The organism is Photorhabdus machadonis, assembly GCF_052657765.1.
The window spans coordinates 4975063-4999520 of record NZ_CP199761.1; the positions used below are offsets into that span (position 1 = coordinate 4975063).

22 protein-coding genes and 3 tRNA genes are annotated in these 24458 nt (G+C 43.5%); 1 reads left to right on the top strand and 24 read right to left on the bottom strand.

All coding sequences use genetic code 11. From position 1 onward, the window contains the following. Window positions 1–3: 3 nt before the first annotated feature. The 20 genes from ACUN2T_RS23910 to tsaE all read right to left on the bottom strand — a co-directional run bounded on the left by ACUN2T_RS23910 (window position 4) and on the right by tsaE (window position 21341). Complete coding sequence (locus ACUN2T_RS23910) at window positions 4–1701, bottom strand: carbamoyltransferase family protein (RefSeq protein WP_445495379.1); 1698 nt, start codon at window positions 1699–1701, stop codon at window positions 4–6. A 23-nt stretch (window positions 1702–1724) separates the two neighbouring features. Continuing rightward, window positions 1725–2528, bottom strand: a complete 804-nt coding sequence (locus ACUN2T_RS23915; RefSeq protein ID WP_445495380.1) for a dimethylarginine dimethylaminohydrolase family protein — start codon at window positions 2526–2528, stop codon at window positions 1725–1727. Next, window positions 2528–3715 carry an argininosuccinate synthase gene (gene argG / locus ACUN2T_RS23920; protein WP_445495382.1) on the bottom strand — a complete coding sequence of 396 codons (1188 nt, stop codon included), beginning with the start codon at window positions 3713–3715 and terminating at the stop codon, window positions 2528–2530. The genes ACUN2T_RS23915 and argG overlap by 1 nt, the downstream gene beginning before the upstream one ends. After that, a complete protein-coding gene (locus tag ACUN2T_RS23925; RefSeq protein WP_445495384.1) occupies window positions 3705–4751 on the bottom strand; it encodes a PLP-dependent cysteine synthase family protein in 1047 nt (348 codons plus the stop codon). Before ACUN2T_RS23925 ends, argG begins: the two co-directional genes overlap by 11 nt. An 866-nt stretch (window positions 4752–5617) precedes the next feature. Continuing rightward, window positions 5618–6070 (bottom strand): 50S ribosomal protein L9, encoded by a 453-nt coding sequence (gene rplI, locus ACUN2T_RS23930; RefSeq protein WP_445495385.1) that lies wholly within the window; start codon window positions 6068–6070, stop codon window positions 5618–5620. Between the two features lie 38 nt (window positions 6071–6108). After that, the gene (gene rpsR, locus ACUN2T_RS23935) at window positions 6109–6336 is read right to left on the bottom strand and encodes a 30S ribosomal protein S18 (RefSeq protein WP_000135199.1); all 228 of its coding nucleotides are present in this window, start codon (window positions 6334–6336) and stop codon (window positions 6109–6111) included. 4 nt (window positions 6337–6340) lie between these two features. After that, window positions 6341–6658: a primosomal replication protein N gene (gene priB, locus ACUN2T_RS23940; RefSeq protein ID WP_445495386.1), complete on the bottom strand. Its 318-nt coding sequence runs from the start codon at window positions 6656–6658 to the stop codon at window positions 6341–6343. Between the two features lie 5 nt (window positions 6659–6663). Further along, on the bottom strand, window positions 6664–7059 hold the full coding sequence (gene rpsF / locus ACUN2T_RS23945) for a 30S ribosomal protein S6 (RefSeq protein ID WP_445375817.1): 396 nt from the start codon (window positions 7057–7059) through the stop codon (window positions 6664–6666). Window positions 7060–7216: 157 nt separating this feature from the next. Then, the gene (rlmB, locus tag ACUN2T_RS23950) at window positions 7217–7954 is read right to left on the bottom strand and encodes a 23S rRNA (guanosine(2251)-2'-O)-methyltransferase RlmB (protein ID WP_445495387.1); all 738 of its coding nucleotides are present in this window, start codon (window positions 7952–7954) and stop codon (window positions 7217–7219) included. A gap of 105 nt (window positions 7955–8059) precedes the next feature. Next, window positions 8060–10498: a ribonuclease R gene (gene rnr, locus ACUN2T_RS23955; protein WP_445497971.1), complete on the bottom strand. Its 2439-nt coding sequence runs from the start codon at window positions 10496–10498 to the stop codon at window positions 8060–8062. Between the two features lie 44 nt (window positions 10499–10542). Continuing rightward, complete coding sequence (nsrR, locus tag ACUN2T_RS23960; protein WP_445495388.1) at window positions 10543–10968, bottom strand: nitric oxide-sensing transcriptional repressor NsrR; 426 nt, start codon at window positions 10966–10968, stop codon at window positions 10543–10545. Between the two features lie 191 nt (window positions 10969–11159). Next, complete coding sequence (locus ACUN2T_RS23965; RefSeq protein WP_445495389.1) at window positions 11160–12458, bottom strand: adenylosuccinate synthase; 1299 nt, start codon at window positions 12456–12458, stop codon at window positions 11160–11162. Window positions 12459–12606: 148 nt separating this feature from the next. Next, a complete protein-coding gene (gene hflC / locus ACUN2T_RS23970; protein WP_445495390.1) occupies window positions 12607–13617 on the bottom strand; it encodes a protease modulator HflC in 1011 nt (336 codons plus the stop codon). Window positions 13618–13622: 5 nt separating this feature from the next. Continuing rightward, window positions 13623–14828, bottom strand: coding sequence for an FtsH protease activity modulator HflK (gene hflK / locus ACUN2T_RS23975; protein ID WP_445495392.1), 1206 nt, complete (start codon window positions 14826–14828; stop codon window positions 13623–13625). 105 nt (window positions 14829–14933) lie between these two features. After that, entirely contained in the window at window positions 14934–16214 is a 1281-nt protein-coding gene (gene hflX, locus ACUN2T_RS23980) for a ribosome rescue GTPase HflX (RefSeq protein WP_445495393.1), read from the bottom strand. Window positions 16215–16311: 97 nt separating this feature from the next. Then, a complete protein-coding gene (hfq, locus tag ACUN2T_RS23985) occupies window positions 16312–16620 on the bottom strand; it encodes an RNA chaperone Hfq (protein WP_023044707.1) in 309 nt (102 codons plus the stop codon). Between the two features lie 110 nt (window positions 16621–16730). Beyond that, window positions 16731–17672, bottom strand: coding sequence for a tRNA (adenosine(37)-N6)-dimethylallyltransferase MiaA (gene miaA / locus ACUN2T_RS23990; protein WP_445495394.1), 942 nt, complete (start codon window positions 17670–17672; stop codon window positions 16731–16733). Further along, the gene (gene mutL / locus ACUN2T_RS23995; protein WP_445495395.1) at window positions 17665–19569 is read right to left on the bottom strand and encodes a DNA mismatch repair endonuclease MutL; all 1905 of its coding nucleotides are present in this window, start codon (window positions 19567–19569) and stop codon (window positions 17665–17667) included. The genes miaA and mutL overlap by 8 nt, the downstream gene beginning before the upstream one ends. Before the next feature lie 9 nt (window positions 19570–19578). Then, window positions 19579–20880, bottom strand: a complete 1302-nt coding sequence (gene amiB / locus ACUN2T_RS24000; RefSeq protein ID WP_445495396.1) for an N-acetylmuramoyl-L-alanine amidase AmiB — start codon at window positions 20878–20880, stop codon at window positions 19579–19581. After that, complete coding sequence (tsaE, locus tag ACUN2T_RS24005; RefSeq protein WP_445495397.1) at window positions 20877–21341, bottom strand: tRNA (adenosine(37)-N6)-threonylcarbamoyltransferase complex ATPase subunit type 1 TsaE; 465 nt, start codon at window positions 21339–21341, stop codon at window positions 20877–20879. Before tsaE ends, amiB begins: the two co-directional genes overlap by 4 nt. A gap of 170 nt (window positions 21342–21511) precedes the next feature. Between tsaE and queG the strand changes: the two genes are divergently transcribed. Further along, window positions 21512–22669, top strand: a complete 1158-nt coding sequence (queG, locus tag ACUN2T_RS24010) for a tRNA epoxyqueuosine(34) reductase QueG (protein WP_445495398.1) — start codon at window positions 21512–21514, stop codon at window positions 22667–22669. Between the two features lie 676 nt (window positions 22670–23345). Here queG and ACUN2T_RS24015 read toward each other — a convergent pair. The 4 genes from ACUN2T_RS24015 to orn form a co-directional block, all read right to left on the bottom strand. After that, window positions 23346–23421: transfer RNA gene (locus tag ACUN2T_RS24015), tRNA-Gly, on the bottom strand. Window positions 23422–23476: 55 nt separating this feature from the next. Then, window positions 23477–23552: transfer RNA gene (locus tag ACUN2T_RS24020), tRNA-Gly, on the bottom strand. A 55-nt stretch (window positions 23553–23607) separates the two neighbouring features. Then, window positions 23608–23683, bottom strand: a tRNA-Gly gene (locus ACUN2T_RS24025). 206 nt (window positions 23684–23889) lie between these two features. Then, window positions 23890–24438, bottom strand: a complete 549-nt coding sequence (gene orn, locus ACUN2T_RS24030) for an oligoribonuclease (protein ID WP_445495399.1) — start codon at window positions 24436–24438, stop codon at window positions 23890–23892. Between the last annotated feature and the right edge of the window lie 20 nt (window positions 24439–24458).

Below are 24458 nucleotides of genomic sequence, written 5' to 3' on the forward strand. Positions count from 1 at the left end.
AATTTAATGAATCGATTTAATCAAATAATTCCCCAAAACTAAATAATCAATATTTGTTTTCATGAAAGTTTTAATAGCATCCTCAGGTGAACAAACGATCGGTTCACTGTCGTTATAAGAGGTATTCAGCAACAAAGGAACACCTGTTTTCAGATAAAATTCCTCAATTAACCGAGCATAACCTGAATTTGATTCACTATCTACAACCTGAACTCTGGCAGTACCATCTGCGTGAATGACAGCTGGAATTTGCGATGCTTGATCGACCTTAGCATCCATCGCCAACAGCATATATTTTGCAGCTTCAGGTAATTCTTTCCGAACATGGAACCAATCAGCGACATGCTGACGCAATACACTCGGCGCAAATGGCCTGAACATTTCACGATGCTTAATTTTACGATTCATTAAATCCCGGATATCTTTATTTCTCGGATCTGCCAGCAAACTACGATTACCCAGTGCCCGCGGCCCAAATTCCATCCTCCCCTGGAACCAACCGATCACATTATTTTCAGCCAGCAAGCCCGCGACGACCTCATGAATATTTTCTTCATATGTCCAATCTAAACCATGAGCGCTCAAACTACGCTGGTAATCATCGTCACTATATTCAAGCCCCCAATAAGTGTGAGGCAGAGGATAGCGTTGCTCATTTCCAAGAATCTGATGCCAAATAAATAACGCGGCTCCCGTAGCAGTACCCGCATCATGCGCGGCAGGTTGTACAAAAATATCTTTAATATCCAACTCTTCATACAACCGCTTATTTGTTATGCAATTTAATGCCACGCCACCAGCAAGGCAAAGCTTATTCGTTGCCGTTTCCTGTAAATGATAACGAGCCATATTCAACACTATCTCATCAGTTATTTCCTGAAGAGAGGCGGCAATATCATAATATTCCTGTGCAACTTCTCCACCAGGAACCCTTTTCTCAATGCCAAATAAAGATTCCAGTTTAGCAAAATCTTTACCACGGAAATTGAGAATGGTGTTATCGATAGTAAACTCCCCTTTCTCATGAATCTTAACTAATTGTTGGAATGCCGGCATAAAGCTTTCAGGCGTTCCATAGGCAGACATTCCCATTACTTTGCATGCATCGTATACTGAGAAACCCAAGAATTCCGCTAATTTCTCCCACATAAACCCGATTGAATTAGGATATTCAATCGTTTTAATTTTCTCAATGCTATTGCCATCGCCCAGATAGACGCCAGCGGTATTATCCTCTCCGATACCATCAAGCGATAACGTTAGCGCTTTATCAAATGACGAAACAAAATAAGCAGATGCCGCATGAGCTGTATGATGAGGTACCCAATGGAACTGACCACGAAATCCCATCGACTGCAAAATTTCTGGTACTGAAGTCGTTTTACGATAGAAAACTGATTCACCCGATACGCTTCCCCAACTTCCCTCATCCTTGATTTCATCAATAAAAACTGACTTTCTTCGTTCTATCGGATCAATAGAAAATCCTATATGACTCACGTCTTCCAACTTAATGCCAGCAAAATCTAATGCAGCTTCAATTGAAGCCAATGGCAGCTCATCAGAATTATCGACATTTGCCGGTTTCCCATGTTTCCGTCTATTTAACCGTTCTTCTTCAATGGCAAAAATAGTTTCACCATTTTTTAATAAACAAACGGCTGATTCATGGTAAACAGAATTTAAACCTAATATATACATGGCTTATCACCCTCTCATTATGGTTAATTTATTTTTAATACCAGGCAGCGTAAACTACCACCGCTCTTTAAGAACTCACCCATATCACACTTGACGACATTATAACCATAATTATTTAATTGGCGTTCAACCTCAATAGAACAATCATGCATTAGAATATCTTTCCCTACTGGAATATTATTACAAGAAAATAACTCTTTAGCATCATGCTCTGATATAGAGATCCTTCGTTCAAATGTTTCAGAAATATAATCTTGACTTTCCTTAGTAAATGCTTCCGGATAATAAATAACAGTATCTTTGTCAATAAATGAAAATGCCAGAGCCACATGGAAGAAAGTATTGTCCTGAATATGCAGTTCGCCTTTAACTTTAAGCTCTGGATATACTTTCTGAATTGTATTTATTGCTTCTTTATCTGAGCGAGGACCATAACCAAATATGATGTCATGACCCCAATAGATAACATCTCCAAGCCCTTCAAAATAGATATCTTCATCAACACGATGTATCTCATAACCCAGCTCTTCCAGATAATCTATATAATACTGACTTTCTCCCTGACGTTCAGCGTGCCGGAAATTACTGGCAAGAAACTTATTATTATGCACCATGCCACAATCTCCTGAAAAAGTCATATCAGGCAAACCATTAACAGGATCGATAGTGCGAATACTAATACCTCGTTCGATCAGTCGTTCATAAAGAAAGTCCCACTGCTGTTGTGCTAATTTTTTATTAACTTTATTATTAGGATCCATCCAATCATTAATAACATATTCAATATCGTAAAAATCCGGTTTACACATTAATAATTCATTAATCATTATATTTTCCTCATTTTTGATTTAACACTTTGATTAGTATGAATATTAAATATCTTTGCAAATCCTTCCACATCATTTTGACTATATAAATGTCCACAGTTATATATCGCCAAATTATGATCATAAATGCTGTTTTTTGAAGCACGAGAGCAAACATTGACATATTTATAACCTAATTCAAGTTTGACCTCGCCATTGACATTCTGATTCATACTATTAATAAAGTGGTTTAAATGCGTTAATAATGGATCATGCCAAATACCGGAATAAACCAATTCAGCCCATTTTTTATCAACGATTTCTTTAAACCAGTTTTCATTACGATTACTACAGTAGAGTTCCAAATCACGATGAGCGGTAATTAAGATATGTGCAGCAGGAGATTGATAAATTGCACGCGTTTTCAAACCCACAATACCATCTTCAACAATATCGAAAATGCCAATCGATAGCTTCTTACCAATTTTATTTAACACTTCAATAATTTCATTTAATGATTTATTTTCACCATCCAGTGATACAGGGATTCCATTCTCAAAACCTAATGACAGAAATATTGGTTCAGTAGCAGAGAATGCATGCTCAAATAATTTCTCTTTGACATCGTCAGGCAGCAATGTTTCTGGCTCTTCCAACGGCCCGCATTCGATACTGAATCCCCATATATTTTCACTGGTAGAATAGGGATTATTACAACCAAATTCTTGAGGAATACCATATTGGGTAGCATAATTATTTACGCTATTTTCATCGTATTTAAAATCTCTCAACGAAGCAATAGGTATTTTATCCAGAAGGCCTATATTCATATCCATTCTGACTTGATCATTACCTCTGAATTGATGTGCAATATAATTAATATTAAGTGAATTGGCTACCTCAACGGCAGCTTCAGCAATTGCAGGTCGGGACAGTGCCGCACTGAGAAAATAACCATGTTGATAAATAGCGTTGGCTTTTATTGCTTTTGAAAGAAAATTTTCAGCATATTGCGTTCGATAATCTTTATAAATAAACTTATCAGCACCCGCAACCATGCACTCCAACTCAATATCTTCAATGTCTCTTACTTGTCCTTCATCAATATAAAGAGCAATAACCTCTTTATATTTAGATTTAAGATTCCTTATTATAAGAGGATTGTAGCGGCGATTATAGTAAATCACCAAAACACTATCAGAATTCATTTAGTGTGCACCCCATGCTTGTGATAATTTCTTCTAACCCAGATTCAGTCATACTTTCTTCAATGAGTTCCGAGAAATTATTTTCAAATAGCCAGGTATTGTTATAAATCGTATCGATGTAACGTTCTCCACTATCAGGAATAATGACAACAATATTATCTCCAGGTTTAAAATCGTCCAGATGATCTAATGCAGCACTCACCGCACAGGCTCCCGTCCCACCAATCAGAATACCTTCATTTCTGGCCAATTTTCTTGCCATACGGAATGCATCAATATCTGCAACTTTCAACGTAAAATCGATGTTGCTGCGATCGAGAATAGTCGGTATGAATGCCAACCCCGCTCCCTGTACCAGATATTTTCCTGGCTCACCACCGAAAATAATTGATCCAACAGGTTCAACACCATAAATTCGTATTTGTGGATTTTTTTCTTTCAAATAACGAGAAATCCCAGTAAGGGTTCCACAACTTCCTGCCGTAGAAAAACAAGCCGTTAAATTATCGCCAAAAGTTTCATACAACTCACGCCCTGTAGAATGATAATGTTCATCAGGATTAACCTGGTTTTCAAATTGCATAGGACTGAACGCATTCGGATAGGCTTTTATGATCTCTTTGGTTAAATCAATACGATATTTAACCGTATCCACTCCGGCTTCAAACTCTGGCAGAAAAATAATTTCAGCGCCAAATGCTCTGATTTTATCGCGTTTCGCTACCGGCACCATGCGGTCTAAAACAGCAATAAATCGGTAACCTTTAACAGCACACGCCATTGCCAAACCAATCGCAGTATTACCCGATGATGGCTCAATAACCACCATTCCTGGTCTCAATTCTCCCTGGGCTTCCGCCTTTTCCAGCATGGCGACGGCAATACGGTCTTTAATACTCCCACCGGGGTTAATATTCTCCATTTTAAGAAAAACATTAACACCTTTAGTATATTTTCCACCTAACATAACCACAGGGGTATTACCTATAGTTTGTAATATATTTTTACCTAGCTTCATATCCGTTTTATCTCTCATTTTTGGGTCAATGTGAAGAACATACAGTGATAACAAGGTATTTTTATTAACAAATAAAGTACTTTTATATCTAATATATCTATTAATCCATTGATGAAATTATTTATTTTATAAATAACTCTTAGAAATAATTTGATTCCTATTAAAAACAAGCCCATCTGTGTGTGTTCTCACACAATGATTAATCAACACAACTGATAATTATAAATTTACACCTGAAAGTCTACTGTCAACTCTGACAGTTATATAAAGAAAATCCCATATAAATTTTCGATATTACCATTTAACAATAAGAATATACATCGTTAATTTACCCCCTATTTTTATATAAAATCAGACGAAATAAATTACCATTATAAACAAATCATTAAATTATTAAATTATTAAATTATTAAATTATTAAATTATTAAATTATTAAATTATTAAATTATTAAATTATTAAATTATTAAATTATTAAATTATTAAATTATCATGAAATAATAATATCTGTAATTAACCAGACTTATGAGAAAATAAGTCAGAATATCCGATAAAAGATCGCCCATTACAATCGGATTAACAATGCCATATTATTAGATAATAAAGAGCATAAAATCAATCACTCCTAGATTATAACATGACAATTATTTACATTTTTACCATAAAAAACCAAAAGATAAAGTTATAGGAAAATATGCAAGAGAAATCATACCGCTATAAATTAAAAATAAAGACAACAAATGGAAAATAAATTAGATTAATATTCAGCTTAATATAAATTACCTGCGGAAACTTTATAAACTAATGAGATAATAGTGAGTTGAAACAATAAAAAACGCTGGCATTGCCAGCGTTTTTTACTTGTTAGCATCAGTTAATCAGAGATTAAGCTTCAGCAACAATGTTAACGTTCAATTTCGCGAATACGTCGCTGTGTACCTGGAAGTTAACTTCATGTTCACCAATAGTACGCAGAACACCATTAGGCAGACGAACTTCACTTTTAGATACTTCAACACCTGCGGCAATCACTGCATCAGCAATATCGCGAGTACCGATAGAACCGAACAGTTTACCTTCATCACCCGCTTTAGAAGCGATAGTAACGGAACCCAGTGCGCTGATTTTCTCAGCACGAGCTTGCGCTGCTGCCAGAACGTCAGCCAGTTTGGCTTCCAGTTCAGCGCGGCGAGCTTCGAAGAATTCGATGTTTTTCTTAGTCGCAGGAACAGCTTTACCCTGTGGTACTAAGTAGTTACGGGCATAACCCGGTTTAACGTTAACTTGATCACCCAGGCTACCCAGGTTTGCTACTTTATCAAGCAGAATAATTTGCATTACCTTATCCTCTCAGAGTCGTTAATGGACTGTGCCAATTACTGATGACGATCAGTGTAAGGCAACAAAGACAGGTAGCGCGCGCGCTTGATAGCACGAGCGAGCTGACGCTGGTATTTTGCACGGGTGCCAGTAATACGGCTTGGTACAATTTTACCACTCTCGGTGATGTAGTTTTTCAGCGTAGCGATGTCTTTATAATCAATCTCTTGAACGCCTTCCGCGGTGAAACGGCAGAACTTGCGACGACGGAAATAACGTGCCATTAGGCTAGTCTCCAGAATCTATCAATTCAATCTGCTCGGCATGAAGAACCAGTTTGTTAAGACCATTGCGACCTTGATGGCAACTAATGAATCCTGAAACGGTTAATCGACTGCCGACCGTTATACTGTGAGTTAAAACGTGTAACAATTGTCCGCTGGCAATAACGGGCATTCTGCACCATGCTTGCCTGCTCAGACCGGCTTCCTGCTGCTGTGAGCGATGCTCAAGTACAAACTGGCAATGAGGAATACCGGCAGGACTGACTTTTCGAATGGGGGCTTTGCACACTGTGCCAGAAAGCACCAAACGATTAGTTGTCACAGTGATTACTCTTCAGAATCCCCAGCTTCCTCAGCATCAACGCCGGCGTCTTCCATAGAGTAATCGCGGCTGCGACGCTCATCTTTGGCTTTAACCATTGGAGATGCTTCAGTTACCGCGTGCTTAACGCGCATAATCATGCTGCGGATAACGGCATCGTTGAAGCGGAAGTTAGTTTCCAGCTCATCAATCGCTTCCTGCGGTGCTTCAACGTTCAGCAGAACGTAATGAGCTTTGTGCAGTTTGTTGATTGGATAAGCCAGTTGACGGCGGCCCCAGTCTTCCAGACGATGAATCTGACCTTGCGCGTTAGCGATAGTCGCACTGTAACGCTCGATCATGCCCGGAACCTGTTCGCTTTGGTCAGGATGGACCATAAAAACGATTTCGTAATGACGCATTAGAATTGCTCCTTACGGATTATTCAGCCTCCTGTCAGGGTCAACCGCGGCCCGTGGAGGCAAGGAACTTGTTTAAGTGCGGCTGAAAAATTTGACGCGTAACTATACCCGCCCCACATAAAAAACTCAAGGAGCGGGTAACGCTTTATGTTATGGGTTACTGCGAACTCCGCTGACGCACTGCTTCAAACAGGCAAATACCCGTGGCAACAGACACGTTCAGGGATGAGACCGAACCCGCCATTGGAATACTCATCAATTCATCACAGTGTTCGCGGGTCAGACGACGCATACCTTCCCCTTCAGCCCCCATCACCAGCGCCATAGGGCCGGTTAGTTTGCTCTGATGTAGCGTATGGTCGGCTTCTCCTGCTGTACCCACCACCCAAATATTGTGTTCCTGTAACAAACGCAAAGTACGGGCAAGGTTGGTGACACGAATAAGCGGTACGCTTTCTGCGGCTCCACATGCCACTTTCTTCGCAGTCGCATTAAGCTGGGCGGAACGGTCACGGGGCACAATGACAGCATGTACACCTGCTGCATCTGCACTGCGCAGGCAAGCCCCCAGATTATGTGGATCTGTCACACCATCAAGCACCAGCAAGAAAGGGGTTTCTATTTGTGCCAGCAAATCCGACAGATCGTTTTCCTGATACTGACGGCCTGGCTTCACTTTAGCAATAATCCCCTGATGCACAGCCCCTTCCGTTTGATTATCCAACCACTGACGATTTGCCAGTTGGATCGTCACCCCGATATTTTCCAGTTCATTAATCAGTGGTGTCAGACGGCGGTCTTCGCGCCCTTTCAGTACATAAACTTCCATAAAACGCAGAGGATCGCGCTCCAGTAAAGCTTTAACGGCATGAATACCGTAGATAATTTCACTCATAATCTTCTTATTTTCACTGACATACCTAAACCCACCCATCAGGCTCAATGTATTCAAGAGACTAAAATATTCAGGCTATCCTGAAGAAACAGGATAGCCCTTTGATTATTTATCTGTGCTTTTCTTAGCCCGTTTGGCTTTGAATTTAGCAGCAATTTTCTGTGTCTTGGCTGAAAGGTTCTTACCCCTTTTCTTGTCTCCTTTAGGCTTATCCCCAGATTTCTTTTTATGGAAAGCGCCATCGGGTTCAACGTTAGCCTCTTTGCTATGACTACGTCCTTTCTTACTGTTACTACGGCCAGGTTCTGCTTTTTTCGCCCTGTCACGCGCTGTCTTACCCACATTTCGGGCTTCCCGGCTAACGGAGAGCAGTTTAAAATCAATGTTACGCTCATCCATATGGACAGCGTCCACACGGATTTCAACTTCATCTCCTAACCGGAAAGTTTTACCAGAAAACTCACCAATTAAACGCTGACCAACATTATCGAAATGATAATAATCATTATTCAATGTGGAAACATGTACCAGACCGTCAATAAACAGATCATTCAGACGAACAAAGAAGCCGAAACCGGTCACACTAGTGATAATTCCAGTAAAGGTATTGCCCACCTGATCCTGCATAAAGTCACACTTAAGCCAATCGGCGACGTCTCTCGTTGCTTCATCTGCGCGGCGCTCTGCCATCGAGCAATGTTGGCCCAGTTGCAGCATATGCTCCATATCGCTGTGCCATCCACCTGTCGGTGTCCCACAGTGTTCAACAACACCTTGTTGTTTCACCAGCAGATATTTAATCGCCCGATGCAGCACCAAATCAGGATAACGGCGGATAGGTGAGGTAAAGTGCGCATAAGAACTCAAGGAAAGACCGAAATGACCACGGTTTTCCGGATCATAAATTGCCTGTTTCATTGAACGCAGCAACATGGTTTGCAATAACTCATGATCCGGACGTTCAGCCACTTGATGCATCAGTTGCGCATAATCCTTTGGTGTTGGTTGCATACCACCTGGCAGAGTTAACCCCAATTCGCCGAAAACAGAGCGCAGATTAACAATGCTCTCTTCTCTTGGCCGATCATGAATGCGGTAAAGCACCGGTTCGCTGTTTTTCTCCACGAAACGCGCAGCAGCAATATTTGCCAGGATCATGCACTCTTCAATCAGTTTATGGGCATCATTGCGGGCAACCGGCTCAATTCGCTCAATACGGCGTTCAGCGTTAAAAATAAACTTAGCTTCATCTGACTCAAAGGAGATAGCCCCTCGCTGTTCACGGGCATTTTCCAACGCCTGATAAAGACCATGCAAATGTTCAAGATGCTGAACCAGCGGTTTATAGTGCTCACGCAGCTCTTCATCACCCTGCAACATACGCCATACTTTGGTATATGTCAGGCGAGCGTGAGAATTCATTACTGCTTCGTAAAATTTATAGGATGACAATTTTCCCTGCTCTGAAACCGTCATCTCACACACCATACAAAGGCGGTCAACCTGCGGATTCAGAGAACAGAGACCATTGGAAAGCACTTCAGGCAACATGGGAATAACCTGAGAAGGAAAGTAAACTGAGTTACTCCGGTTGCGTGCTTCTGTATCCAATGCTGTTTGTGGGCGAACATAGTAACTGACGTCGGCAATAGCAACCCATAAACGCCAGCCGCCACTTCGTTTTCTTTCACAATAAACGGCATCATCAAAGTCACGGGCATCTTCACCATCGATTGTCACCAATGGCAAATCACGCAGATCAACGCGGCCTTCTTTCGCGGATTCCGGCACCTGCTCATTCAGGATAGCCACTTGGTCTGCCACCTGTGGCGGCCAACTGTGCGGAATTTCATGAGTACGCAAGGCAATTTCCACTGCCATGTTCGTTCCCATCTTTTCACCCAGTACTTCAACTATTTTACCGACAGCTTTTATACGGCGCGCTGGACGTGTAGTCAACTCAACGACAACAACGTTCCCCATGCGGGCTCCACTATTTTCATCTTTCGGGATCAGGATATCAAAGCTCAAACGACTATCATCCGGCACAACAAAACCCATACCGGAGTCAATAAAATAGCGGCCAACAATCTGGCTGGTCTTAGGTTCCAACACACGGACAATGCGCGCTTCACTACGCCCTTTGCGATCTGAATGTAATGACTGTGCCAGCACAACATCACCATGAATCGCCATTTTTAACTGCTCGGCAGAGAGATAAAAATCATCTTTGTGGCCTTCTACCCGTAGAAAACCATAACCATCCCTGTGACCAATGACGGTACCTTTCAATAAATCCAGTTTTTCCGGCAAGGCGTAACATTGACGGCGCGTGAAAACCAGTTGACCATCACGTTCCATAGCCCGTAAACGACGACGTAACGCTTCAAGCTCCTCATCGTTAGCCAGATTCAGCTCTCGTGCCAGTTCCTGGCGATTTACCGGTACAGTGTGTCTAGAAATAATGTCTAAGATGTATTCTCGGCTTGGAATAGGAGATTCGTATTTTTCTGCTTCGCGCTCCAAAAAAGGATCTTGTGACATGGCGGTTCCTCCGTTGTCATCAGCAGGCTGTTTGCGCCATTTCTTCATTCGGTCAGAAGCAGCTTATAAAGGGGGATATTATCTTCAACCATATCAGCTAAAGTATACTTATCCAGTTCATTCAAAAATGTTTCTATTGCCTGATTTAATATCACTTTCAGACGACATGCAGAGGTAATATGGCAAGATTCTTGACTACAATTAACCAATGATAATGGTTCGAGAGCACGAACGACATCACCAATTCTAATATCCTTTGCTGGCTTACCCAGACGAATACCGCCGTTTTTACCACGAAGAGCATCCACTAATCCTAAGTGGCTCAACTGGTTAATAATTTTCACCATGTGGTTACGAGAAACACCATAAACACGAGTAACTTCGGAAATACTGGTCATCCGATTTTGCGGTAAAGCAGCCATATAAATTAGCGCGCGCAAGCCATAATCTGTAAAACTCGTTAACTGCACATCAACCTCTGGATAATGAGATATAAACTAATATATCCGAGAACAAATTAAAAAAATAAGTATTTGTTCAACTTATATACCTTGAATTGGCCGAAATCATGTTAATCATCTGGTAGTTACGCAAAAAAGACCATAATAAATAGCAAAAAACCGGGCTGAAAGGCCCGGCTTTACCTGATTATGTGACACAATCAAGCATCAAACGGATCACGCAGAATCATCGTTTCTGAACGATCCGGGCCTGTAGAAATAATATCAACCGGAATGCCGGTCAGCTCTTCTACACGTTTGATATAATTCAGTGCCGCCTGAGGCAATTTACTGTATTCTTTCACACCAAAAGTACTTTCGTCCCAGCCAGGCATAGTCTCATAAACAGGTTCAATACCTTCCCAGTCATCCGCAGCCAGAGGCGTTGTTTCAACCACATGACCATCAGATATACGGTAACCAACACAAATTTTGACTTCTTTCAAACCATCCAGTACGTCCAGTTTGGTCATACAGAAGCCAGACAGTGAGTTGATTTGTACTGCGCGACGGATAGCAATGATATCCAGCCAGCCAGTACGACGACTACGCCCCGTAGTCGCACCGAACTCTTGGCCTTTTTCACGCAGATAATTGCCAGTTTCATCAAACAGCTCAGTTGGGAATGGGCCAGCACCTACACGAGTGGAGTAAGCCTTGATAATCCCCAAGACATAATCAACATAGCGTGGACCTAAACCGGAGCCTGTTGCAACGCCACCCGCCGTGGTATTGGAAGAGGTCACGTATGGATAGGTACCGTGGTCGATATCCAACAGAGTGCCTTGTGCTCCTTCGAACATAACCCGCTCACCTTTCTGAGTTGCTTTATACAGCAAGTCAGAAACGTCAACAACCATACCCGTCAGAATATCGGCAACAGCCATGATTTCGTCCAGAGTTTTCTGGTAATCAACCGCCGGCTCTTGGTAATAGTTAACCAGTTGGAAGTTATGATATTCGATAATTTCTTTCAGCTTGACCGCAAATACTTCTTTATCAAACAAATCACCAACGCGCAGGCCACGACGTGCAACTTTGTCTTCATACGCAGGGCCGATACCGCGGCCGGTTGTACCAATTGCTTTTGCGCCACGTGCTTTTTCGCGGGCATTATCTAACGCAACATGATACGGAAGAATAAGCGGACAGGCTTCTGAAATAAGCAAACGCTCGCGGACAGGAACACCTCGGGACTCTAACGCGTTCATCTCTTTCATCAACGCGTCCGGTGCTAATACGACTCCGTTTGCGATGATGCTGATAACATTTTCACGCAAGATCCCCGACGGGATTAGGTGGAGAACGGTTTTTTCACCGTTGATAACCAGTGTATGACCAGCATTATGGCCCCCTTGATAACGAACAACATACTTAGCTCGTTCAGTCAGCAAGTCGACGATCTTGCCCTTGCCCTCGTCACCCCATTGGGTGCCCAATACGACAACGTTCTTACCCATTTCAAAATTCACTCGGTTGCTTAAAAATGGATTCTAACATCTCATTCCGCACCTTTCAGTAATTTTTATCACATCCGTTATTTTTGTTGACCTCCTGACACGACAAGGCCCGCCTGATGCGGGCCTTACTTAGATATTCAAACATCTATCAATGCTGAACTGCACGTTTTTCAGGTGCTTTCATATAACGGAAGAAATCAGTATCGGGGCTTAACACCAGAACATCTTTCCCATCTTCACTGAAGCTTGTCTCGTAAGCACGTAAGCTACGGATAAAGGCATAGAAGTCAGGATCTTTGCTGAATGCATCCGCAAACAGTTTAGCGGCTTCTGCATCACCGGAACCACGCAAAGTACGGGCTTCACGCTCCGCTCTTGCCAATGTTTCAGTCACTTGTTTATCCGATGTTGCGCGCAATTTCTCTGCTTCTTCCTGACCCTGAGAACGGTGACGACGGGCTACCGCTTCACGCTCTGCACGCATACGCTGGAAGATAGCTTCTGAAACTTCCAATGGCAGGTTAATCTGTTTGATACGCACATCAACAACCTCAATCCCCAGAGCAGCCATACTGTTCGGGTTAATAGCCAGTTGTTTACCCGCAGTTTCTTTCGCTACACGAGCCGCCGCTGATGCAATCGCATCATCAGCTTCACTGGTCGCTGCTGCTTCACCGTCAGTCGTCCCTTTGTTCAGGGCGTCACGAACATCGGTAGTCAGTTTCCCGCGGGAATCAGTCACAATGCCGCGAACATCCAGACGACCAATTTCAGAACGCAAACGGTCACTGAACTTACGCTTCAACAGAACCTCAGCCTGAGAAATATCACCATTACCGGTAGCCAGATAGTAACGGCTGAAGTCAATAATGCGCCATTTCAGGTAAGAATCGACAATCAGGTCTTTGTTTTCACTGGTCAGGAAACGGTCCGCCTGAATATCCATAGTCTGGATACGGGAATCAAGTGTTTTCACTGTTTCAATGAATGGCACTTTAAAGTGCAAACCCGGTGCATAAACGATCGGTTTATTTTCCGCGTCACGGGCAACTTTGCTGAAACGCAGAACAATACCGCGCTGTCCTTCATGCACAACAAACACTGAGGTATACAAAGCCACCAGTACAGCGACAATAATAACGATGAATGACTTACGCATGATTATTATCTCCCTACTCTGACAGTATCGTTACGCAGATTATCTGTGCGGTTTGAACTTAAGGGTGCTGTCGGGCGAGTAATGCGTGGGCTGGAAGTAGATGTATTACCAGACTGACTTTCCACGGCCGTTTTACCACTGACTGCATCGCTACGGAACATTTGCTCTAATGGTAGAACCATCAGGTTATTACTGTTCTCATTAGCAATAACTTTGCGGGTATTACTCAGTACTTTTTCCATAGTTTCAATATACAGACGCTCACGGGTAATTTCCGGTGCTGCTTTATATTCAGGCAGCATCTTGGCAAAACTCGCCACTTCACCCTGCGCTTCCAGTACCACACGCGCTTTATAAGCCTTAGCATCTTCGATTAATCGTTGAGCCTGACCATTTGCACGTGGCTGAACTTCATTAGCGTAAGCTTCCGCCTCACGAATGTACTGCTGTTCATTTTCACGGGCAGCAATCGCATCATCAAATGACGCTTTTACTTCTTCCGGTGGACGGGCAGTCTGGAAGTTGACATCCAGCAGCGTAATACCCATTTTGTATGGACGAATCGTTTCTTCCAGTACCCGCTGGGTATCACTACGTACAATGGTACGACCTTCAGTCAAAATTTTATCCATAGTGTATTTGCCGATAACCCCGCGAACTGCGCTGTCTGTTGCCTGACGCAGGCTGTTATCAGGGCTTGTTACGCTATACAGGTAAGCGGCTGGATTAGTCACACGGTACTGAACGTTCATTTCCACGCGAACAACGTTTTCATCGGAAGTCAGCATCACACCCGATGCCGCTAGTTCACGAACAGATTCCACGTTGACCGGAACAACTTCATCAATAAACGTTGGTTTCCAGTTCAGACCTGGCTGCACAATATGACTCAATTTACCCAAACGGGTAACAACACCACGTTCTGTTTCTTTAATCGTATAGAAACCACTGGCGGCCCATATCACGACGATCGCGACAACAGCAAGGCTAACAATACGCCCGCCAAATTTTGCCCCCTGACCAGAGCCATTACCACCCTTATTCCCACCGAAACCACTGAGTTTACTACTCAGCTTACGGAACAGATCGTCGAGATCAGATGCCCCACGGTTTCGACTACCTTTGTTCCCGCCGGAGTTGCCGCCATTATTCTTGCTCCCCCCCCACGGGTCGCGGTCTTGTCCGTTGTTCCCGGGCTGATTCCACGCCATGTTTTAGCTCCATTCTTTTATGATTGGTTTTTCAGGCCAAGAGCCGCTTGTAAACAAGCCAGCTCTCAATCACACAAGTTTTCAGATATTCATCTGACAAGCACATCAGACGATATAATCAAACAAATCCTGTTCTTGTTTGCACAGACGGTGCCAGTCAACAATCGGCATTCTCACTTCAATACCAATTTTGCCGTCCTCTTCTATCCACTCTTTCTCTATTGCCTGAAGTTGATAGAAGCAACTGCGTAAACGACCCGCTTCTGGCGGCAAGCGCAATTCGTAGTGTGCGATTTCACCCGAAAGACGCTCCGTTAACGCTTGTAACAACAACGTGATACCTTCACCGGTTTGCGCCGACAACCAAACTTTGACCGGTAAGTTATCTTCGTTGCGATCAATACGCGGTGTGAAGTCTCCCAACATATCAATCTTATTCATCACCAGCAGTACCGGAATTTCATGAGCTTCAATTTCTTCCAGTACACCGTCAACTGCGGCAATATTTTCGTCAATGCGGCTATCCGCAGCATCAACGATATGCAGCAATAGTGTTGCCTGCCGGGTTTCCTGCAATGTTGCTTTAAATGCCGCAACCAGATCATGAGGCAAATGACGGATAAAACCAACAGTATCAGCCAACACCGCCGTGCCAACATCATCAACTCTAATCCGCCGCAACGTTGGATCCAGCGTTGCAAACAACTGATCAGCTGCGTAGACCTCAGCGGAAGTCATGCGGTTAAATAAGCTTGATTTCCCGGCATTGGTATATCCCACCAAAGAAATCGTCGGTATATCCGCCTTATTCCGCGCCTGACGCCCCTGTTCACGCTGCTTCTCAACCCGATTAAGGCGGCCCAGAATCTGGCGGATCCTATCCCGCAGTAAACGCCGATCTGTCTCAAGCTGAGTTTCCCCCGGCCCCCTTAGACCAATCCCACCTTTTTGACGTTCAAGGTGAGTCCATCCCCGGACAAGACGGGTAGAAAAATGGCGTAACTGTGCCAACTCCACCTGCAACTTCCCTTCGTGAGTCCGCGCCCGTTGAGCAAAAATATCCAGAATCACACCAGTGCGATCGATCACACGACACTGACAGAGCCGTTCAAGGTTACGCTCTTGAGCAGGGCTAAGAGTATGATTAAACAGAACAACATCAGCACCACTAGCCTGTACCGCCTCAGCGATCTCCTCAGCCTTACCTTCTCCGACAAAATATTTCGGATGAGGTGCTTTTCTGCTCCCTGTGACAATTTGAACAGGAACTACACCAGCAGAAGTTACCAGTGATTCAAACTCACTGAGATTGTCTGTGTCTTTATCCTGCGAGAAGAAAATGTGCACCACAACGGCTCGTTCACCGCCTTCATAACGCTCAAACAAAGGTGAGACCTCTCAGGCTGAGTAAAAAACTATAGGAAAAAACATAGGTAAAGTCTCCCTACCTATGTTTTTCTTCATTTTGTTACCGTTCTTAAGCTTATTCAGCGCCATCACTTTCCTGTTGTGCTGCCGGAGCGGAAGCTCCACCAGAGTGGTAATTACCTACACTTGCCCCTACACCCGTATTACTACTGTGATGAGAAACTGGACGGGAAGGCACAACAGTCGAGATAGCGTGTTTATAAACCATCTGGCTAACCGTATTTTTCAGTAAAATGACAAACTGGTCAAAAGATTCAATCTGCCCCTGCAATTTGATGCCATTGACCAAATAAATAGAAACCGGGACCCTTTCACGCCGTAATGCGTTCAGGAACGGATCTTGCAAAGATTGCCCCTTAGCCATTCTATATTTTCCTTATTTTGTTGTTTTTAACTAAGAACCTAGAGGTTCGAAAAAATGAACTACTCAAAAATTGCGCTTTGGTACTCATCAATTGTACACAATCAATAAACCTATGCACTAACAACCTGCATAACTGTGCTTAAAGCCTGTTCAGGTTGAGAACTCTCCAACCAATGAACCGACTCCCAACCTCTGAGCCAAGTTATCTGACGCTTTGCCAATTGGCGTGTTGCACAAATACCGCGATAAACCATTTCATCGTAGTTAATCTCGCCAGAAAGATAGGACCACATCTGGCGATAACCAACACAACGAATAGAAGGTAAATCCACATGCAAATCATTACGAGCATAAAGGGCTTTAACTTCTTCTTCAAATCCTGATTCAAGCATTTGATAAAAACGCGCTTCAATACGTTGATGAAGGATCTCACGCTTTGCCGGCGCAATAGCAAATTGATGGACACGGTAAGGAAGCACATCTCCTGACAATCTCGTCAGTTCAGTAAGAGTTTTACCTGAAATAAGAAAAACTTCCAGTGCCCGGGAAAGCCTCTGTGGATCATTGGGATGAATTCTTAACGCCGCTACAGGGTCAATCTTCTGTAGCTGCTGATGCAATGCATTCCATCCTTGCTCTACTGCCTGCTGCTCTATTTGCGCACGAATAACCGGATCAGCAGAAGGCAGAGGGGATAAACCTTCAAGTAATGCCTTGAAATAGAGCATAGTTCCGCCAACTAATAGAGGAATACGCCCAGAAGCGGTAATTTCCGCCATTTCCCTCAACGCATCCTGACGGAAATCAGCCGCAGAATAAGGCTGAGAAGGGTCAAGAATATCGATCAAACGATGAGGTGCCAACGCCCGCTCTTCTGTTGTCGGTTTAGCTGTACCAATATTCATTCCACGATAAATCAACGCAGAATCAACGCTTATCAGTTCCACCGGAAGATGCTGGCGCAGAGCGATAGATAAGGCTGTTTTGCCTGAGGCCGTCGGCCCCATAACAAAGATTGCCGCTGGCAGATGTTGAGTTTTCTGATCACTCATGAGTAAGGAATGCCACCACTGCTTGTAAATCAATTAATTGTAATAGCCCATCTGGTGGAGATTTTACCAGTTGTGGGCAAAGCCGCTCAACATCAGCCAATAACTGTATTGCCTGAGCAACATTCCACGTTTCATGCTCACTGCCAATATGACGAGCAAGCCAAGTTACAATCTGTTCTGCCGATGCTGATGGCTGCTGCGCCAAATAGTTTAACAATTCAGGAATTAATTTGGGCAAATTTTGCTGGCGCAATGGTAACGATACAGCACGTAGTGTTGCTTTTCCATGAGATACAGACGCTTCGATACCAAAAGAGCCTAATAAGTCACTATAACGATTTAAAGCACTAGCTTCTTCCTTACTGAGAACAAGTTTCAGCGGGATCAAAAGAGGTTGTGGTTTCAGTCCTTGCTCCGTTGGTGTCAATTGTATTTGTTTTAACCAACGTTCAGCGACTGGCAAAGATAACAGTCCAATACCTAACGGAGATTCAATCAGAGCGTAGCATGGCAGATATATGCTCAACACTTTACCAAAACTATGACTGTTATTTTTAACCTGAACAGGAACAGGTGTCACTTTTGCTGCCATAACAGGCGCGATTCTTGCCGGGAACAGCTCTCTTTTCTCTTCGGGTTCCGGCACAGATTGCATCAGCTTCTGATACAACTCACCCTGAGGTTTTTGATCATTGTCCCCATGATACTGACGGTTTTCACCACTGCGGGAAAACCCCGTACTCCTCTTCTCGCCTGACAAAACCTCTTTTGGTGATGAAGTTGCCGCAGATGTGACATTATTTTGCCGGGAAAAATGATTTTCTCCTGCTGATGGGCGGTTTTCCGGCTCCCAGACCGGCGCAGGTTCACAACATGCCATATCCAGCTCAACGCCGCTTCCGCGCTGTTTTAATACGGCAGTGACCCCCTGATAGATAAAATCGTGTACCAAACGAGCCTGATGGAAGCGAACTTCATGCTTCGCCGGATGTACATTAACATCCACCTGATGCGGATCAACCTCCAGATACAAAACAAAAGCCGGCTGCTGTTCTCCCTTGATCAAATCTTGATAAGCCTGACGGATAGCATGATTAATTAAACGATCACGCATCATACGTCCGTTAACATAGCAATATTGAATATCTCCACTCGCCGCCGCATTCATCGGATCCGCAACCCATCCCTTGATGGATAAATCTCCATGCTGCCAAGAAAGAGCAAGCGCCTGCTGCATAAAAGCGGTACCACAAATGGAAGTCAAACGTCGTTCATACTGTGATTCTTCTTTTGCCGGCCGGTACTGGCGAACCAACTTACCGTTATGATGCAAATTGATTGATACATCCAGACGCGCCAGCGCAATACGTCTGACAATTTCATCAATATGACCAAATTCCGTTTTTTCTGTTCGCAAAAATTTACGCCGCGCGGGTGTATTATAAAACAGATCTAACACTTCAACAGTACTGCCTACCGGATGAGCAGCCGGCTTCACTGTGACGTCCATATCCCGTCCTTCAGCGTAGGCTTGCCAGGCTTCATTCTGTCCTTCAGTACGGGAAGTCAATGTCAGACGCGAAACTGAGCTGATACTGGCCAGCGCTTCTCCGCGGAATCCCATACTGATAATCGCTTCCAGATCATCCAGTGTGGCAATCTTACTGGTGGCATGACGTGCCAGTGCCAACGCAAGATCCTGATGATTGATTCCACAACCATTATCACGGACACGGATAAGTTTTACTCCACCGCGCTCGATTTCAATATCAATGCGGCTGGCTCCAGCATCAAGACTATTCTCCATCAACTCCTTGACTACTGATGCAGGACGTTCTACTACTTCGCCAGCAGCAATTTGGTTTGCCAATTGAGGAGGTAAAATCTTGATCGCCATATTTAACCCTTACTTCCTGGCTGCTTTAGGTGCAGACTGTAATGGATGCGCCAGAAAATAGTTGCGCAATCCACGATGGATAGCGCTTGCCAGCTTATCCTGAAAATCACTGGAACCCAGCAATGCTTCTTCAGCTGAGTTACTGATAAATCCAGTTTCTACCAAAATTGAAGGGATATCCGGTGAACGTAGCACACCCAAACTGGCATGTTCTGGCGAACGTTTATGTAATGAACCCACTTTGTGCAACTCATTCAAAACCTGTACTGCAACGTTATACCCCACCCGTTGAGAGTGACCAAATTGTAAATCCAGTACCGCCTGGCTTAGATAAGGATCTGCACCATTTGCCAATGCATCGCCTGCACCGCCCAATAATTCAGACTGTTTCTCATGCTGCTCAAGCCAATTACCCAATTCGCTGTTTGCACGCTTGTTTGACAGCACCCAGACAGAAGCACCACGCGCACTGCGATTAGGCGCAGCATCAGCATGAATAGAAACCAGCATATTTGCGCTATGTTTACGCGCAACCTCAGAACGACCAGCAACAGAAATAAAATAGTCTCCGTTACGGGTCAGAACAGGTTTGAACATAGGATCATTACGCAATAGCGCTTCCAGTTTGCGCGCGACACTAATAGTGACATTCTTCTCTTTCAGTCCATGTTGCCCGATCGCGCCAGGATCTTGTCCACCATGTCCCGCATCAATAGCAACAACAACCCGCTGATTCCCCTTGGAAATAATTTGTGGCGTCACCTTTTTTGTCACCAGCTGTTTATTATCAGTCATGACTGATTTACTGGCTGCCACTTGTGAACTTTCTCTGAAAACAGGATTACTGACAAATGTACCGGAAGCCCGCAAGGTAAAAATAACCCGATATTCACTACCCGACTGCTGCACTATAGAGTTGACTTTCACTTTCTTATTTAGTTCAAACACAATACGTTTTTTTTGTATATCAGGTGCCTGACTGGCGCGAACTTTCCTCACTAAATCCAGGCCCGGCAAATTCATTGGCAAACCAATAATATTTCCTGACTGATGAATATCTACCACTAAACGTTCCGGTGAATGCAATGGGAAAAAGCTGTAATCAGGGCGACTACCTGAAAAAACCATCGTCACTTTGGATTCACTGACACTGTTACTCACGTGAATATTGGATAAAGTCGCCGCTGTCGCTGTTACCACCACTAAACTGCTCATCATGATAGACAGCCAGCAAATTATCCTAAAACTGATTTGCCATTTCTTTATCATTTTTGCAACTACAGGGTGCATCATGGTCGGGTGATCCCTCATAAATATTTCAAATTATCTAACAGACTCTCACCATATTCAGACAAAGCAATAAAATGTGCCTGTCGCCCTTCGGGCTGGTAACTCAAATATAATTTAATATCTGCATCCGGTAATACACCTTCTCCTTGCTGAGGCCATTCCACCAGACAAATGGCATCCTGATGGAAATAATCACGTATTCCCATAAACTCCAGCTCTTCCGGGTCAGCCAACCGGTATAGATCAAAATGATAAACCGACCTTGGTGTTAAAGCATAAGGTTCCACTAAAGTGTAGGTTGGGCTTTTCACATGCCCTTGATGGCCCAGGGACTGTAAAAAACCACGGCTGAATGTCGTCTTACCCGCGCCTAAATCACCATATAAATAAATTACACTGCCATGATGACAGGCAGCCGCAACCGCGCCTCCAAGGGAAACCGTCGCATCTTCATCTTGAAGTGATAAAACAAGTTCTTTCATCGAATAATATCTGTTATTTTATTAATTCATCAGCTAAAACGATAACCCTAACACAACTCTATTATCAACATTTAACATCTTCTGCTCAGTTTCATTGATAAACGCCTATTTTTAGCCTGCAACAGATTATGCTACACTGCGGATCATTGCAGCATAAACTAATTTCCGTCATGGCAACTCCCCTCGATCTCAATCTTCTGGTCACAAACATCAAACAATGGGGCCTCTCTCTGGGTTTCCAGCAAGTTGGCATTTGCGATACTGATTTATCAGTAGAAGAGCCAAAACTTCAGGAATGGCTGGATAAACAGCATCACGGTGAAATGGCCTGGATGAAACGCCACGGCATGATGCGTGCCCGCCCAAATGAACTGCTGCCAGGAACATTGAGCGTCATTAGTGTAAGAATGAATTATCTCCCAGCCAAAGCCTCTTTTGCCAGCACACTCAGTGATTCTGAACTCGGTTATATAAGCCGTTACGCTTTGGGAAGAGATTACCACAAACTATTACGCCAACGTCTTCAGAAACTGGGGGAGCAAATTCAAGACTATTGCCATGACTTCGAATATCAAGGAATCCTTAATTTCCGGCCTTTTGTGGATTCCGCACCAATCATGGAACGCCCACTAGCCTCTAAAGCCGGATTAGGCTGGGTTGGTAAACACTCACTTATCCTTAATAGAGAGGCTGGTTCATGGTTCTTCCTTGGTGAGCTGCTGATTAATCTACCTTTGCCTGTAGACACACCACAACAAGAGCAATGTGGTCGTTGCGTGGCCTGTATGACAACCTGCCCAACAGGTGCAATTATCGCCCCTTATACCATTGATGCCCGCCGTTGCATTTCTTATCTGACGATTGAATTGGAAGGTGTTATTCCTGAAGAATTTCGCCCACTGATGGGAAACCGCATTTATGGTTGTGATGACTGCCAGATTATTTGTCCGTGGAACCGCTTTTCCCAACTAACAGATGAAAATGATTTCAGCCCCCGGGCAACATTGCATACGCCGGAATTATTGGATTTATTCAATTGGAGTGAAGAAAGATTCCTTCGAATAACAGAAGGTTCGGCAATCCGCCGGATTGGTCATTTACGCTGGTTACGCAATATTGCGGTTGCCTTGGGAAACGCACCATATCAAGACAACATCGTTCTGTCTCTGCAACAGAAACTAGGATTAAACACAATGCTTGATGAGCATATTCATTGGGCTATTGACCAACAAATGATTCGCCGGGCAACCAATACTGTCAATGTACAAACTTCACAACAAAAACGGCTTATCCGAGCGATAACCAAAGGCTTACCCAGAGATGCTTGATTATTAGCCACCCTAGCAGTATATCAAAAAATTCAGATAATTTTCCTGTGAATAAAATAAAAACCCCTTGCTGATCAATATTCAAAAAAAGCGCAAGTGATCAGTATGACATTTCTTAACAAAGGACCATTCCGAAAAAATATCAATAACTTACAGAAGGAATATTGATTTTACAAAATATAAGATCAGAAAGAGACGAAGGAAACAGCCTGTGGATAAGTCTGTGTGATAATTTTAACGTGCCATACTTATTTACCAAGAAATCACTTTCTATTCTGTGGATAAAAGATGGAAATCAGCACCGAACCCTATAGCTCAAAAACCGAATCAAAATAAGCGAGTATTATCATTGAGGAAAAAACTTGGAGAGGGAAGCAAATCGTCTGAATCCCACTTAACTTATTGATTCAACAGAGATTTTTTAAATTCATCATCGTTGGAAGGAGTGCATTATGTACTACCCTCAAAAGTTTGGCAAGCAGAAGTTGAAAAAACTTTGGGGACTAAAGGGTCATGCCTTTCTCCTTCCTACGAGTCCTGTGTTAAAGAAAGACAGTTGACATCCTCCCCGCCCTAAAGACGATGTTTACGACATCATACGACGGGTTCTGTTGAGTGAAAATAGGATTGATAAAGGAAAAGGACACTTCTGGATTATCGGCATGAAAATAAGGATTGGAGCGGGAAACGAGACTCGAACTCGCGACCCCGACCTTGGCAAGGTCGTGCTCTACCAACTGAGCTATTCCCGCATTACTGATTGGCTAATGATAGCCTGAAACGACATACTGATTACAAATCGAAATTTGGAGCGGGAAACGAGACTCGAACTCGCGACCCCAACCTTGGCAAGGTTGTGCTCTACCAACTGAGCTATTCCCGCGTCACTGATTGGCTAATGATAGCCTGAAATAACATACTGATTACAAATCGAAACTTGGAGCGGGAAACGAGACTCGAACTCGCGACCCCGACCTTGGCAAGGTCGTGCTCTACCAACTGAGCTATTCCCGCATATCTTTCAGTATGCCATACCTAATAAAATTCTTCACCGGTACGGGGAGCGCATTATACGAAAAATCGTTGCACTCGCAAGCCCCTTCAACGCAAAAAAACAAACTTTTCGGTCAAATGGCGATTTAATAAACACCAATGCGGATTAATAATCGTCACACTGAGCTTGCGTCATCATAGCCAGCAGAGGACAAAATAAAACTTTTTTATTCCGATTGAATAAAATGTTCCCGATAATAAGCTAACTCAGCCACTGATTCGCGGATATCATCCAGTGCCTGATGAGTATTCTGCTTTTTTAATCCCGCCAGAATTTCCGGTTTCCAACGACGGGCTAATTCTTTCAATGTACTGACATCCAGATAACGGTAGTGAAAATAGGCTTCCAACTCCGGCATATAACGGAACAGGAAACGCCGATCCTGACCAACACTATTACCACAAATAGGTGAAGCCCCCGCAGAAACCCATTGTTCCAGAAACTCAATCGTCGCCTTCTCTGCCGCACGATCATCTATTTTGCTTGCTTTAACACGTTCAACCAACCCACTGCCAGTATGGGTACGCACATTCCATTCATCCATCAGAGCCAGTTGCTCATCAGACTGATAAATCGCAATGACCGGCCCTTCAGCCAGAATATTCAAATTTGCATCGGTGACAATTGTCGCAATTTCAATAATGCGATCCCGCTCTGGATCTAAACCCGTCATTTCCAGATCTATCCAGATAAGATTATGCTCACTTTTTGACATGTTATATCCTAGGTTGGAGA